The sequence below is a fragment of the Pseudomonas citrullilanati genome (genome assembly GCF_030580855.1).
Taxonomy (GTDB): Bacteria; Pseudomonadota; Gammaproteobacteria; order Pseudomonadales; family Pseudomonadaceae; genus Aquipseudomonas; species Aquipseudomonas citrulli.
In genome coordinates, this window is the sequence record NZ_JAUQOP010000015.1 from 1 (window position 1) to 13,370 (window position 13,370).

Consider the following 13,370-nt stretch of genomic DNA (forward strand, 5'->3'; position numbering starts at 1 on the left):
AATGTGATCTTTGGTCCGGTGATCCTAGGCCACGTCAACGCCAGGGACGCTAAAAACGGCTATGTTTCAATCAAAGTGTCACCTATGTGAATGCACTTTTTTGTAACCCATGTGGTTGTCCCGTACATTGCCCCTCCACTGGGCACCTCGCCAAGGCTCGGTGTTCCCTCACTCCGGCATTGCTCCGTGGGCCCGCCGCGAAGGGCCATCCATGGCCCAGCGCGGCTATCCCGGCATCCATGCCGGGATGCCCGCTGCGCAACGCCTGCGTTCGGCCCTTGTGGTTAACGGGGCGCCCAAGATCAAAAGCCAAAGCCAAAGCCAAAGCCAAAGCCAGAGCCAGAGCCAGAGCCAGAGCGAGGCGGCCTGACTTTTTAGGCTGTTCCTGAATCCGCCTGTGGGAGCAAAGCTTGCTCGCGAGGCGGCTTGGCAGCCAATCTATCTCTCCCGGCTGTACCCCGATCTATTATGGAGCGAGCCTGCTCGCAATTGCGTCAGATAAGTAGCATTGAGGCTGACTGAGACACCGTCATCGCGAGCAAGCTTTGCTCCCACAGCGAAATTCTGGCGCAGCCGGGATAGACAGGCCGGCCGTCAGGGCGGAACCCTAAGCAGCCGTTACCGAAGAAACGGATATACACACCAACTCAACCAATAAAAAACGGCGCTCCCCCATATGAAGAAGCACCGCTTTTTCCAGCCAAGCGCAGCATCAAGAGCCGCAACAACCCTCAGTCAATATACTCGAACAACTTGACGATCTTCTGCACCCCGGAAACCCCCTGCACCAGGTTGGTCGCCTGGGCGGCTTCCTGCTTGGTCAGCAGGCCCAGCAGATAAACGATGCCGTTCTCCGTCACAACCTTGATGCGCGAGCCGGGAATGTTGGCGTCGGTCAGCATCTGGGTCTTGATCTTGGTGGTCAGCCAGGCGTCGTTCTGGCGCGCCAGCAGCGACGACGGTTGCAGGACCTGCAATTCGTTGTGCACGGTCTTGACCCGCTGCACGGCGCTGGCTTCCTGTTCGGCCTTGGCCTTGAGGTCGGCCCGTGGGGTCTGGCCGGCCAGCAGCACGACGCCGTTGAAGCTGGTGACGACGATGTGCGAGTTGTTGTCCAGGTCCGGGTCGGCCTTGGCGATGTTCACGCCGACCTTGGTTTCGATCAGGGAGTCATCGATCTTGCTGCCGAAAGTGCGGGTGCCACGGTCGTCCTCGATCGGCTTTTCCCGGCTGGCGTTAACCACCGAGGTGCAGCCGCTGATGCCAAGGCACAGGGTCAGGGCCAGAAGGCCCAGGCGATTAGGGGTCATTCTTCACTCCCGAATATTTGGCTGTCGATCAAGTCGCAAAGACAGTGGATCGCCAGCAGGTGGACTTCCTGGATACGTGCGGTGACTTTCGCCGGTACGCGGATCTCGACGTCTTCAGGCAAGAGCAGCGAGGCCATGCCGCCGCCGTCGCGCCCGGTCAATGCTACGACAATCATTTCGCGATCATGTGCGGCCTGGATCGCTTGAATAATGTTGGCCGAGTTGCCGCTGGTGGAGATCGCCAGCAGCACATCGCCAGGTTGGCCCAGGGCGCGGATCTGTTTGGAGAAGACTTCGTTGTAGCTGTAGTCGTTGGCGATCGAGGTGATCGTCGAGCTGTCGGTCGTCAGCGCGATGGCCGGCAGGCTCGGACGCTCGCGCTCGAAGCGGTTGAGCAGTTCGGACGAGAAGTGCTGGGCGTCGCCGGCCGAGCCACCGTTGCCGCACGACAGCATCTTGCCCTCGTTGAGCAGGGCGTTGACCATCACTTGGCTGGCTTGCTCGATGTGCGGTGCAAGTACGTCCATCGCCTGTTGCTTGGTGTCGATACTGGCCTGAAAAAGCTGGCGAATTCGCGATTGCATGTCCATCTGTGTGACCTTAAGTAGCGCGGCTTATCGGCACAAACATGTGCGGCCCGCAAAGCAAAGAGCAAAAATTTAAGTGAAGGTGTCCGGCTCGGCTGGTCATGGGCGTCGACGTTCAGCTGTCGAAAGCGTTTTGCAGCCAGTTCAGCTGGTCGGCGTCGCTGTCGATGGCAACCACGTCGAAGCGGCAGGGGTAATCGGCCCAGCGGGATTCGCGTTGCAGGAAGTGCTGCGCGGCGAAGACCAGCTTCTGGCGCTTGCGCGCGTCGATGCTGTCGAGCGCGCCACCCCATTGGGTATTTTTCCTGTAGCGGACTTCGACGAATACTACTGTATCGCCGTCAAGCATGACCAGATCAAGCTCGCCGCGTTTGCACAACCAGTTCTGCGCGACCAGCCGCAGGCCCTGTTGCTGGAGATGCGCGAGGGCCTGGCCCTCGGCATCCCGTCCGCTTTGCTGGCGTGACCGGTCGGGCATCAGCGCTGGGTGTCCGGCAGGCGCTGTACCTGGCCGTTGACGAACTGGGCCCAAGGCAACTGGCGTTGAATGCGTTGGCTCGGGGACACCGCCAGGCTGCCCGACAGGCCTTCGATACGGCTGTCCGGCAAGGCCTTGAGCTGGCCCAGGCGAGGTGCCAGGCGGTAGGCGTCCACGCCCATCGCGTACAGCCGGCCCAGGCTGCCACCGGCCTGCGGCCACTGGGCGGTGACCTGCTTGCGCAATGGATCGTTGGCGTCGAGCAGCCAAGGGGTTTCGCAGAAGCGAATGCCGTTCATGTCGTTGTACTGGTTCTGGTCGCCGCTGGCGCTGAATACCTGGGAGGTCGCGTAGACCGGTACGTCGCCGGCGTACTGGAAGTTAAGGGTCGGCTTGATCTGCTGGGCCTGCTGCGGCGTCGAGGCCAGGAAGATGAATTCGATGTCCTGGCGACGGGACGGCTGGGCGGCCACGTTGGTGCCCACGGTGTTCTGCAAGCTCTTGGCGCGGCTTTCGCTCTGGCGCAGTTGGAACATGTCGGCGATCTGCTGGGCCAGTTGCACCGGCTGGTCGACGCGTTCGGTGGCGATGATGGTGCCGCCGTTGCCCTGCCAGTCCTGGCTGAAGGCTTTCAGGACGCGGTCGCCCCATTCACCCTTCGGTACCATGACGGCGGCACGATGCAGGCCGTCGGCACGGGCACGGCGGGCCACTTCGCGGGCTTCGTCCTCGGGCGCCAGGCCGAACTGGAACAGTTGGGCGGGCCCTTGCTCGCCTTCGCTGTAGTTCAGGGCCAGGGTGGTGATCGGCAGCTGTGGACGGGCGCTGATCTGCTTGACCAGGGGTTTTTCCAGCGGGCCGACCACCAGTTGCACGCCGTCGGCCTGGGCCTTGCGGTAGAACTCGTCCATGGAGGTCAGGGTGGAGCTGTCATACAGCTGGATGCTCGGCGGGTTCTGGCCGGCTTGCTGGGCCTGGTAATGGGCGGCCAGGAAACCTTCGCGCAGCGCCTTGGCGACCGAGGCCAGCGGGCCGTTCTGCGGCAGCAGCAGGGCGATCTTGCTCAGCGGCTGGCTGGCCAGGGCCTTGAGCTTGACCAGCGGTGTCGGCAGCTGAAGGGCGGCGGGGTGCTTCGGATTCTGTTCGCGCCAGTGATCGATGGCCGCCTGCTGCTGTTCCAGGGTGCCGGCGGTCTTCACGGCCAGGGCCAGGCTCAGCCAGCCGCCGAGGTCATCGTTGGACGTCGGTTGCAGTTGGTCGGTGGGTAGCGAGGCGATCAGCGACCAGATGGCTTCGTGGTTCTTTGCCGCGGCGTCGTTCTCCAGCAGGGGCGCGATGAAGATGCGCTCCTTGGCGGCGGCCAGGGTCTGGCCGTCGGCCTCAAGGGCGCGGGCGCGGACGGTGCCGGTGCGAACCTGTTGCTCCACTGGCATTTCGCTCAGGTGCTGCAGGCTTGGATGGCCCAGCGCCGTCAGGGCGGCCTTGGGCTGGTTGCGGGTCATCGCCAGTTCGGCCGACAACGTGCTGGCGAAAATCTGCTGGCCGGGCTTGAGTTGTTCCATCGGAACTTGCTGCAGGATCTGTGCAGACTGGCCGGCGTTGCCCTGGCGGTAGGCCAGGTCGGCGGCGCTCAGGCGCAACAGCGCGGCTTTTTCCGGCGTTTTGCTCTGGGCGGCCTGTTCGAGCAACTGCTCGATACTGGCGTCCGGGGTCCGTGGAAGTTCGCCAAGGCTGGACGAGGGCGAGCTGGCGCAGGCCGCCAGGAGGGCAGCGAGGCAGAGGGCGGAGAACAGCCGCAGGCAAGCGATCATGTAAGTGTTCCTGATACGAGATCAAATTAGCGTCGAATTGTACCCAAGCACTGGCCGGGGCGCGATGTTAGTGGTGTGATTCGATCAATTTAGGTATTTCAAAGGGTGCGGTGCTGCACAAAAGACAGACATTGAGCTTTCCAACGAACAGCGCTGCCCAGGTCGCCAGGTACTGCGAACAGCCGAGACCGTCGCTACACGCTACAATGGCGGTTTTTACCGACATGAGGTGTGCGTTTTGACTGCTCCAGGTGCTTTGAATTCCGCTGCCGGCTCGCTTTATGTGGTGGCGACGCCCATCGGCAACCTGGACGATATCAGTGCCCGGGCGCTGAAGATCCTGCAGGAAGTGGCGCTCATCGCAGCCGAAGACACGCGCCATTCCCAGCGCCTGCTGCAGCATTTCGGCATCTCCACGCCATTGGCGGCCTGCCATGAACACAACGAGCGAGATGAAGGCAGTCGTTTCATTACCCGGCTGTTGGCGGGCGATAACGTCGCACTGATCTCCGACGCGGGCACGCCGCTGATATCCGATCCGGGCTATCACCTGGTGCGCCAGGCCCGGGCTGCCGGCGTCAACGTGGTGCCAGTGCCGGGGGCCTGTGCCTTGATTGCGGCATTGTCGGCGGCGGGCCTGCCGTCGGACCGGTTCATCTTCGAAGGCTTTCTGCCGGCCAAGGCGGTGGGTCGGCGCGCCCGCCTGGACGCTATAAAGGAAGAGCCGCGCACATTGATCTTCTATGAAGCGCCCCACCGCATCCTGGAATGCCTGCAGGACATGGAGCAGGTGTTCGGTGCCGAGCGGCCGGCGTTGCTGGCCCGTGAGCTGACCAAGACGTTCGAGACCCTCAAGGGGTTGCCCCTGGCGCAGTTGCGCGCCTTCGTCGAAGCCGACAGCAACCAGCAGCGCGGCGAGTGTGTGGTGCTGGTGGCGGGCTGGACGCCGCCGGACAACGAGGACGCCGTCAGCAGCGAAGCGATGCGCATCCTCGACCTGCTGCTGGAGGAGATGCCGCTCAAGCGTGCCGCTGCCCTCGCGGCGCAGATTACCGGCGAGCGCAAGAATGTGTTGTACCAGGTCGCGCTGGACAAACAGAAGGGTCAATGAAACCGCTGCGTCGGGATGGCCAAAGGCTTTTAGCGCTTGTTCTTCGGGCGCTCTACCGTTACCCTTCGCGGCGGAGAGTCGATCGGACAGTCGCTGCCCTTCATGAAAATTGAAGGGGGGAGGAAAGTCCGGGCTCCATAGGGCGAAGTGCCAGGTAATGCCTGGGAGGCGTGAGCCTACGGAAAGTGCCACAGAAAATAACCGCCTAAGCGTTTCGGCGCCGGTAAGGGTGAAAAGGTGCGGTAAGAGCGCACCGCACGTCTGGCAACAGTGCGTGGCTAGGTAAACCCCACTTGGAGCAAGACCAAATAGGGTCCCAAGGCGTGGCCCGCGCTGGGACCGGGTAGGTTGCTAAAGATGTCCAGTGATGGCCATCGTAGACGAATGACTGTTCAAGACAGAACCCGGCTTACAGATCGACTCTCCACCTTTTCCCCTCCTGCCTGAATCACTGGCAGACGCAGTTCCTAAGACCAAAAAAATCTTACTCTTAATAAATCACTTTAACTTGTGCGCGCAGCCTCCTGTGCCTGCTCAGGTTGAGGTGAAAATTCCTACGTCAGTTTCCCGTTAACCCTTCTGAAACGCTCCTAAATCTCCGATCTATAAGGCTTTTCCTGCAATCCGCGCCTTGACGGTGCGGTGGGCGCATTCCTATAGTGTGCGCAAGTGGCGGAAAGTGGCATGAAGTGGGTTTTTTTGAAGGTAAAACGCCAAAAAGTGGAGAAACGCTGACGTGTTTCGCGGAGCCAACGCTATCAGTCTCGATGCAAAAGGCCGTCTCGCCATGCCGAGCCGGTATCGTGACGAGCTCGTTTCGCGAAGTTCGGGGCAGTTGATCGTCACGATCGACGCCGTTGACCCCTGTTTGTGCGTCTACCCTCTGGATGAATGGGAAATCATCGAGACCAAACTGCGCGCACTGCCCTCGCTGCGTGAAGAAAATCGCCGGCTTCAGCGTTTGCTGATCGGCAATGCCGTCGACCTCGAACTCGACGGCAGCGGTCGTTTCCTGGTTCCACCGCGTCTGCGCGAATACGCCAAGTTGGACAAGCGCGCGATGCTGGTTGGCCAGCTGAACAAGTTCCAGCTGTGGGACGAAGATGCCTGGAATGCGGTCTCTGCCGCCGACCTCGCTGCTATTCAACAACCGGGCGCCATGCCCGACGAACTGCGTGATCTGATCCTGTGACTACTGATAGCGGCTTCAACCACATCACCGTACTGCTTGACGAGGCCGTCGAGGCGCTCGCGGTACGTCCTGATGGCTGCTATCTGGACGGCACGTTCGGACGCGGCGGGCACAGCCGGCTCATTCTTAGCCTGCTGGGGCCGGGTGGCCGCCTGTTGGGGTTCGACAAGGATCCTCAAGCGATTGCCACCGGGCAAGCGCTGGCGGCCGAAGACGGCCGCTTTGTCGTTGTGCAGCGCAGCTTTGCCGAGCTGGGCGAGGAAGTCGCCGGGCGCGGCCTGGCCGGCAAGGTCAGTGGCGTGCTGCTCGACCTGGGCGTGTCCTCGCCGCAACTGGATGACCCGGAGCGCGGCTTCAGTTTCCTCAACGACGGTCCGCTGGACATGCGCATGGACCCGTCCCGGGGTATCAGCGCCGCCGAATTCGTCAACACCGCCCCGGTGGAAGAAATCGCCCGTGTCTTCAAGGAATACGGTGAGGAGCGTTTCTCCGGCCGCATGGCCCGCGCCGTGGTCGAGCGCCGCGACATCAAGCCATTCGAGCGCACCGGCGACCTGGCCGAGGTGCTGAAGGTTGCCAACCCTGCCTGGGAGAAGGGCAAGAACCCGGCGACCCGTGCGTTCCAGGGCTTGCGCATCCACGTCAACAACGAACTGGGCGACCTCGAGGCCGGCCTCGAAGCAGCGCTCGACGCGCTGGAGATCGGCGGCCGGCTGGTGGTGATCAGCTTCCATTCCCTGGAAGACCGCATCGTCAAGCTGTTCATGCGCAAGCTCACCAAGGGCGAGACCGATAACCTGCCGCGCAACCTGCCGGTGCGCTTCGAAGCCTTCGTGCCGAAAATCAAGATCCACGGCAAGGCGCAGTTCGCCTCCGAAGCCGAGCTCAAGGCCAATCCCCGTGCCCGTAGCGCGGTCATGCGTGTCGCGGAGAAATTGCGGTGAGCAAGCTCTTCGCCAAGCCCCTGCCGGGCGGCAGCTTCTTCATGCTGCTGCTGTTCATCGGCGTGCTCGTGTCGGCCATCGGCGTGTCCTACAGCGCGCACTGGAACCGCCAGTTGCTCAATACCCTCTACAACGAACTCAGCGTGCGCGACAAGGCGCAGGCCGAGTGGGGGCGCCTGATCCTGGAGCAGAGCACCTGGACCGCCCATAGCCGCATCGAGGTACTGGCCACCGAACAACTGAAGATGCGCATCCCCGGCGCCGCCGAAGTGCAGATGGTGGCGCCATGATGAAGCTCGAAGGGGCATTGTTCCCATGGCGGTTCCGCCTGGTCCTGGGTCTGCTCGGGATCATGGTGGCGGCGATTTCCTGGCGCATCATCGACCTGCAGGTGGTCGATCGTGACTTCCTCAAGGGGCAGGGCGATGCCCGCAGCGTGCGGCATATTCCGATCCCGGCCCACCGTGGCCTGATCACCGACCGTAACGGCGAGCCGCTGGCGGTGAGTACCCCGGTGACCACCCTGTGGGCCAACGCCAAGGAAATGCAACTGGCCAAGGAAAAGTGGCCAGCGCTGGCTGCTGCCCTCGGGCAGGATCCGAAAGCCCTGGCCGAACGCCTCGAAGCCCAGGCCAACAAGGAATTCATCTACCTGGTGCGCGGGTTGACCCCGGAGCAGGGCCAGAGCGTGCTCGACCTCAAGGTGCCTGGCGTCTATGGCATCGAAGAGTTCCGGCGGTTCTACCCGGCCGGTGAAGTCACTGCCCACATGGTCGGCTTTACCGACATCGACGACCGAGGCCGCGAAGGTGTCGAGCTGGCCTATGACGAATGGCTCGCCGGGGTCGCGGGCAAGCGCCAGGTCATCAAGGACCGGCGCGGCAGGCTGATCAAGGATGTCCAGGTCACCAAGAACGCCAAGGCCGGCAAGCCCTTGGCGTTGTCCATTGACCTGCGCCTGCAATACCTGGCCAACCGCGAGCTGCGCAACGCCATCGTCGAGAACGGGGCCAAGGCCGGCAGCCTGGTGATCATGGACGTGAAGACCGGCGAGATCCTGGCCATGGTCAACCAGCCGACCTACAACCCGAACAACCGTCGCAACCTGCAGCCGGCGATGATGCGCAACCGCGCGATGATCGACGTGTTCGAACCGGGCTCCACCATGAAGGCCGTGTCGATGGCCGCCGCCCTGGAAACCGGGCGGTGGAAGCCGAGCGACACCGTCGAGGTGTACCCGGGCACCCTGCAGATCGGCAAGTACACCATTCGTGACGTGTCCAAGACCGAAGGCCCGGTGCTCGACCTGACCGGTATCCTGATCAACTCCAGTAACGTGGGCATGAGCAAGATCGCCTTCGACATCGGCGGCGAGACGATCTACCGCCTGGCGCAGAAGATCGGCCTAGGCCAGGACACCGGCCTGGGCTTCCCGGGCGAGCGCGTCGGCAACCTGCCGAACTACCGCGACTGGCGCAAGGCCGAGACGGCCACGTTGTCCTACGGCTACGGCGTTTCGGTGACGGCGATCCAACTGGTCCACGCGTTTTCCGCCCTGGCGAACAATGGGCGCATCGCACCGCTGACCCTGATCAAGACCGACAAGCCGCCGCAGACCACCCAGGTGATCCCGGAGAACGTCGCGAAAACCATGCAGGGCATGCTGCAACAAGTGATCGAGGCGCCCCGTGGCGTCTTCCGCGCCCAGGTGCCGGCGTACCATGTCGCCGGCAAGTCCGGTACGGCCCGCAAGACCTCCGTGGGCACCAAGGGCTATGCCGAGAATTCCTACCGTTCGCTGTTCGCCGGTTTCGGCCCGATGAGCGACCCGCGCTATGCCATCGTCGTGGTCATCGACGAACCGAGCAAGGCCGGCTACTTCGGTGGCCTGGTGTCGGCGCCGGTGTTCAGTAAAGTGATGTCCGGCACCCTGCGCCTGATGAACATCACCCCGGATAACCTGCCGCCGACGCAGCAAGCCAGTACCGCACCGGTCGTTCCCTTGAAAGCCGAAGGAGGGCGCGGCTGATGTCCCTGAGCCTGAACAAGATTTTTGCCCACGCCGGCCATGACCTGCTGATTCGCGAGCTGGCCCTGGACAGTCGCAATGTCCGCGCTGGCGACCTGTTCCTGGCCGTGCCGGGCGCCCGTTTCGATGGCCGTGCCCACATCGCCGACGCGCTGGCGCGTGGTGCGGCGGCCGTGGCCTATGAAGTGCAAGGCGCGACCGTGCTGCCGATCACCGACGTTCCGCTGATTCCGGTCAAGGGCCTGGCGGCGCAGCTCTCGGACATCGCCGGGCGTTTCTATGGCGACCCGAGCCGGCACCTGAACCTGATTGGCGTGACCGGTACCAACGGCAAGACCAGCGTGAGCCAATTGGTGGCCCAGGCCCTGGACCTGCTCGGCCAGCATTGCGGCATCGTCGGAACCTTGGGCAGCGGTTTCCATGGCGCATTGGAAAGCGGCCTGCACACCACGCCGAACCCGATCGCCGTGCAAGCGACCCTGGCCGACCTGAAGAAGGCCGGCGCCAAGGCCGTGGCGATGGAAGTGTCGTCCCATGGCCTGGACCAAGGGCGCGTGAGCGCGCTGGCATTCGACGTCGCCGTGCTGACCAACCTGTCCCGCGACCACCTGGATTACCACGGCACCATGCAGGCCTATGGCGAGGCCAAGGCCAAGCTGTTCGCTTGGAATGACCTGAAATGCCGGGTCATCAACCTCGACGATGCCTTCGGTCGGCAACTGGCCGCCGACTCCCATGAGTCCCGGCTGATTACCTACAGCCTGGAAGATGCCGGTGCCTACCTGTATGTCCGCCAGGCCGAGTTCGATGACGAAGGCGTGCGCGCCACCTTGGTCACGCCCCAGGGCGAACACCATTTGCGCAGCACCCTGCTCGGTCGCTTCAACCTGAGCAACGTGTTGGCCGCCATCGGCGCCTTGTTGGGCCTGGACTATGCGCTGGACGAAATCCTCAAGGTCCTGCCCAAGCTCGAAGGGCCGGCCGGACGCATGCAACGCCTGGGTGGCGGCGCGCAACCGCTGGTGGTGGTCGACTACGCCCATACCCCCGACGCCCTGGAAAAAGTCCTGATGGCCCTGCGCCCCCACGCCAAGGGCAAGTTGCTGTGCCTGTTCGGCTGTGGCGGCGATCGCGATCGCGGCAAGCGTCCGTTGATGGCCGAGGTGGTGGAACGACTGGCCGATGGCGTGCTGGTCACCGATGACAACCCGCGGACCGAAGACCCGTCGCAGATCTTCGACGACATCCGGGCCGGTTTCTCGGCGGTGGAGAACGTCACCTTCGTCGCCGGTCGCGGCCAGGCCATCGCCCAGTTGATCGCCGGCGCTTCGGCGGACGACGTGATCGTGCTGGCCGGCAAGGGCCACGAGGACTATCAGGAAATCAACGGCGTGCGCCATGCTTTCTCCGACCTGGTGGAAGCCGATCATGCCCTGACTGCGTGGGAGGTGGCCCATGCTTAAGGCCCTGACGCTCAGCGAATTGACCAACACCCTGAATGCGCGCCTCGTCGCCGCGGACGCCACCTTCGACGGCGTCAGCATCGACAGCCGCGCCATCGCGCCGGGCCAGTTGTTCGTCGCCCTGGCCGGTCCGCGTTTCGACGGCCACGATTACCTGAACGACGTCGCGGCCAAAGGCGCGGTGGCGGCACTGGTCGAGCGCGAAGTGCCCGACAGTGCGCTGCCGCAATTGCAGGTCGACGACACGCGCCAGGCCCTGGGCCAACTCGGCGCGCTGAACCGCGCGGCCTACGGCAACCCCGTCGCGGCCATCACCGGCTCCAGTGGCAAGACCACGGTCAAGGAAATGCTGGCCAGCATCCTGCGTACCCGTGGGCCGGTGCTGGCGACCCGGGGCAACCTGAACAATGACCTCGGCGTGCCGCTGACCTTGCTCGAACTGGCGCCGGAGCACACCGCCGCGGTCATCGAGCTGGGCGCTTCGCGGCTCGGCGAAATTGCCTATACCGTCGGCCTGACCAAGCCCCACGTGGCGGTGCTCAACAACGCCGGGACCGCCCACGTCGGCGAGTTCGGCGGCCCGGACAAGATCGTCGAGGCCAAGGGCGAGATCATCGAAGGCCTGGAGGCCGACGGCATCGCCGTGCTGAATCTCGACGACAAGGCCTTCGAGATCTGGAAGACCCGTGCGGGCGAACGCAAGGTGCTGACCTTTGCCCTGAGCAACCTCGCGGCGAACTTCTACGCCAGCGACCTCGACCGCGATGCGCGAGGCTGCCCGGCCTTCAACCTGCACAGCCCCGACGGGGCCGAGCGGGTGCAGTTGAACCTGCTCGGCACCCATAACATTGCCAACGCCCTGGCGGCGGCAGCGGCGGCCCATGCACTGGGCGTGTCGTTGCCAGGCATCGTCGCCGGCCTCAACGCCGTGCAACCGGTCAAGGGCCGTTGTGTCGCGCAATTGGCCAGCAACGGCATGCGGGTGATCGACGACACCTACAACGCCAACCCGACGTCCATGTGCGCGGCGGTGGATATTCTCGCCGCTTTCCCCGGCCGTACCGTGCTGGTGCTGGGGGATATCGGCGAGCTGGGCGATTGGGCGCAGCAAGGCCACCACGACGTGGGCGCCTATGCCCACGGCAAGGTCGATGCGTTGTACGCCGTCGGCCCGCTGATGGCCCACGCGGTTGCTGCCTTTGGCGAGGGCGCCCGGCATTTCACCAGCCAGGCCGAGTTGATCCAGGCGCTGGGCGCCGAGCAGGATCCGAACACCACCTTATTGATCAAGGGCTCACGTAGCGCGGCGATGGAAAACATCGTCGCGGCGCTGTGCGGCACCCGTATGGAGAAACATTGATGCTGCTGCTGCTAGCGGAGTACCTGCAACAGTTCTACAAAGGCTTCGCGGTCTTCCAGTACCTGACCCTGCGCGGGATCCTGGGTGTGCTGACCGCGTTGTCGTTGTCGCTGTTCCTGGGCCCGTGGATGATCCGCACCTTGCAGAACCTGCAGATCGGCCAGTCGGTGCGTAACGACGGCCCGCAATCGCACCTGTCCAAATCCGGCACCCCGACCATGGGCGGCGCGCTGATCCTGTCGTCCATCGGCATCAGTACCTTGCTCTGGGCCGACCTGGCGAACCGCTACGTCTGGGTCGTGCTGCTGGTGACCCTGTTCTTCGGTGCCATCGGCTGGGTCGACGACTACCGCAAGGTCATCGAGAAGAATTCCCGTGGGTTGCCCAGCCGCTGGAAGTATTTCTGGCAATCGGTGTTCGGCCTCGGCGCTGCGATCTTCCTGTACATGACCGCCGCCTCGCCGGTGGAAACCACCCTGATCCTGCCGATGCTCAAGGACTACAGCATTCCGTTGGGCGCGGGCTTCATCGTGCTGACCTACCTGGTCATCGTCGGTTCGAGCAACGCGGTCAACCTCACCGACGGCCTCGATGGCCTGGCGATCATGCCGACGGTGATGGTCGGCGGCGCGCTGGGGATTTTCTGCTACCTGTCGGGTAACGTGAAATTCGCCGAATACCTGTTGATCCCGTATGTACCGGGGGCGGGCGAGCTCATCGTGTTCTGCGGCGCGCTGATCGGTGCCGGGCTGGGCTTCCTGTGGTTCAACACCTATCCGGCGCAAGTCTTCATGGGCGACGTCGGCGCGCTGGCCCTGGGCGCGGCCCTGGGCACCATCGCCGTCATCGTCCGCCAGGAAATCGTCCTGTTCATCATGGGCGGGGTGTTCGTGATGGAAACCCTGTCAGTCGTCATTCAGGTGGCGTCGTTTAAATTGACCGGCCGCCGCGTATTCCGCATGGCGCCGATCCACCACCACTTTGAACTCAAGGGCTGGCCCGAGCCACGCGTGATCGTCCGCTTCTGGATCATCACCGTGATCCTGGTGCTGATCGGCCTTGCCACCCTGAAACTGAGGTAGAAC

Annotated in this window: 12 protein-coding genes and 1 other RNA gene; 9 read left to right on the plus strand and 4 right to left on the minus strand. The window is 63.5% G+C overall.

Going from position 1 to position 13,370, the window contains the following annotated elements; translation table 11 throughout:
* Positions 1-731: 731 nt before the first annotated feature.
* From Q6A48_RS12280 to Q6A48_RS12295, 4 genes are all read right to left on the minus strand, one after another.
* Positions 732-1,310 carry a BON domain-containing protein gene (locus Q6A48_RS12280; RefSeq protein WP_304554376.1) on the minus strand — a complete coding sequence of 193 codons (579 nt, stop codon included), beginning with the start codon at positions 1,308-1,310 and terminating at the stop codon, positions 732-734.
* Positions 1,307-1,900: a phosphoheptose isomerase gene (locus tag Q6A48_RS12285; protein ID WP_042729547.1), complete on the minus strand. Its 594-nt coding sequence runs from the start codon at positions 1,898-1,900 to the stop codon at positions 1,307-1,309. Before Q6A48_RS12285 ends, Q6A48_RS12280 begins: the two co-directional genes overlap by 4 nt.
* A gap of 112 nt (positions 1,901-2,012) precedes the next feature.
* Positions 2,013-2,375, minus strand: coding sequence for a YraN family protein (locus Q6A48_RS12290; protein WP_304554377.1), 363 nt, complete (start codon positions 2,373-2,375; stop codon positions 2,013-2,015).
* Positions 2,375-4,186: a penicillin-binding protein activator gene (locus Q6A48_RS12295; protein ID WP_304554378.1), complete on the minus strand. Its 1,812-nt coding sequence runs from the start codon at positions 4,184-4,186 to the stop codon at positions 2,375-2,377. Before Q6A48_RS12295 ends, Q6A48_RS12290 begins: the two co-directional genes overlap by 1 nt.
* A gap of 238 nt (positions 4,187-4,424) precedes the next feature.
* On the opposite strand from Q6A48_RS12295, the gene rsmI reads away from it, so the two are divergent.
* The 9 genes from rsmI (at position 4,425) to mraY (ending at position 13,367) form a co-directional block, all read left to right on the plus strand.
* Positions 4,425-5,297, plus strand: a complete 873-nt coding sequence (rsmI, locus tag Q6A48_RS12300; RefSeq protein WP_304554379.1) for a 16S rRNA (cytidine(1402)-2'-O)-methyltransferase — start codon at positions 4,425-4,427, stop codon at positions 5,295-5,297.
* Between the two features lie 74 nt (positions 5,298-5,371).
* An RNA gene (gene rnpB / locus Q6A48_RS12305) (RNase P RNA component class A) lies at positions 5,372-5,725 on the plus strand.
* A gap of 308 nt (positions 5,726-6,033) precedes the next feature.
* Entirely contained in the window at positions 6,034-6,489 is a 456-nt protein-coding gene (gene mraZ / locus Q6A48_RS12310; RefSeq protein ID WP_003205355.1) for a division/cell wall cluster transcriptional repressor MraZ, read from the plus strand.
* Positions 6,486-7,433 (plus strand): 16S rRNA (cytosine(1402)-N(4))-methyltransferase RsmH, encoded by a 948-nt coding sequence (rsmH, locus tag Q6A48_RS12315; protein ID WP_304554380.1) that lies wholly within the window; start codon positions 6,486-6,488, stop codon positions 7,431-7,433. Before mraZ ends, rsmH begins: the two co-directional genes overlap by 4 nt.
* Positions 7,430-7,723: a cell division protein FtsL gene (ftsL, locus tag Q6A48_RS12320; RefSeq protein WP_018930128.1), complete on the plus strand. Its 294-nt coding sequence runs from the start codon at positions 7,430-7,432 to the stop codon at positions 7,721-7,723. The genes rsmH and ftsL overlap by 4 nt, the downstream gene beginning before the upstream one ends.
* Entirely contained in the window at positions 7,723-9,462 is a 1,740-nt protein-coding gene (locus Q6A48_RS12325) for a peptidoglycan D,D-transpeptidase FtsI family protein (protein WP_304554465.1), read from the plus strand. The genes ftsL and Q6A48_RS12325 overlap by 1 nt, the downstream gene beginning before the upstream one ends.
* Positions 9,462-10,925 carry a UDP-N-acetylmuramoyl-L-alanyl-D-glutamate--2,6-diaminopimelate ligase gene (locus tag Q6A48_RS12330; RefSeq protein WP_304554381.1) on the plus strand — a complete coding sequence of 488 codons (1,464 nt, stop codon included), beginning with the start codon at positions 9,462-9,464 and terminating at the stop codon, positions 10,923-10,925. Before Q6A48_RS12325 ends, Q6A48_RS12330 begins: the two co-directional genes overlap by 1 nt.
* On the plus strand, positions 10,918-12,285 hold the full coding sequence (locus Q6A48_RS12335; protein ID WP_304554382.1) for a UDP-N-acetylmuramoyl-tripeptide--D-alanyl-D-alanine ligase: 1,368 nt from the start codon (positions 10,918-10,920) through the stop codon (positions 12,283-12,285). Before Q6A48_RS12330 ends, Q6A48_RS12335 begins: the two co-directional genes overlap by 8 nt.
* Complete coding sequence (gene mraY, locus Q6A48_RS12340) at positions 12,285-13,367, plus strand: phospho-N-acetylmuramoyl-pentapeptide-transferase (protein ID WP_042729555.1); 1,083 nt, start codon at positions 12,285-12,287, stop codon at positions 13,365-13,367. The genes Q6A48_RS12335 and mraY overlap by 1 nt, the downstream gene beginning before the upstream one ends.
* The last annotated feature ends 3 nt before the right edge of the window (positions 13,368-13,370 follow it).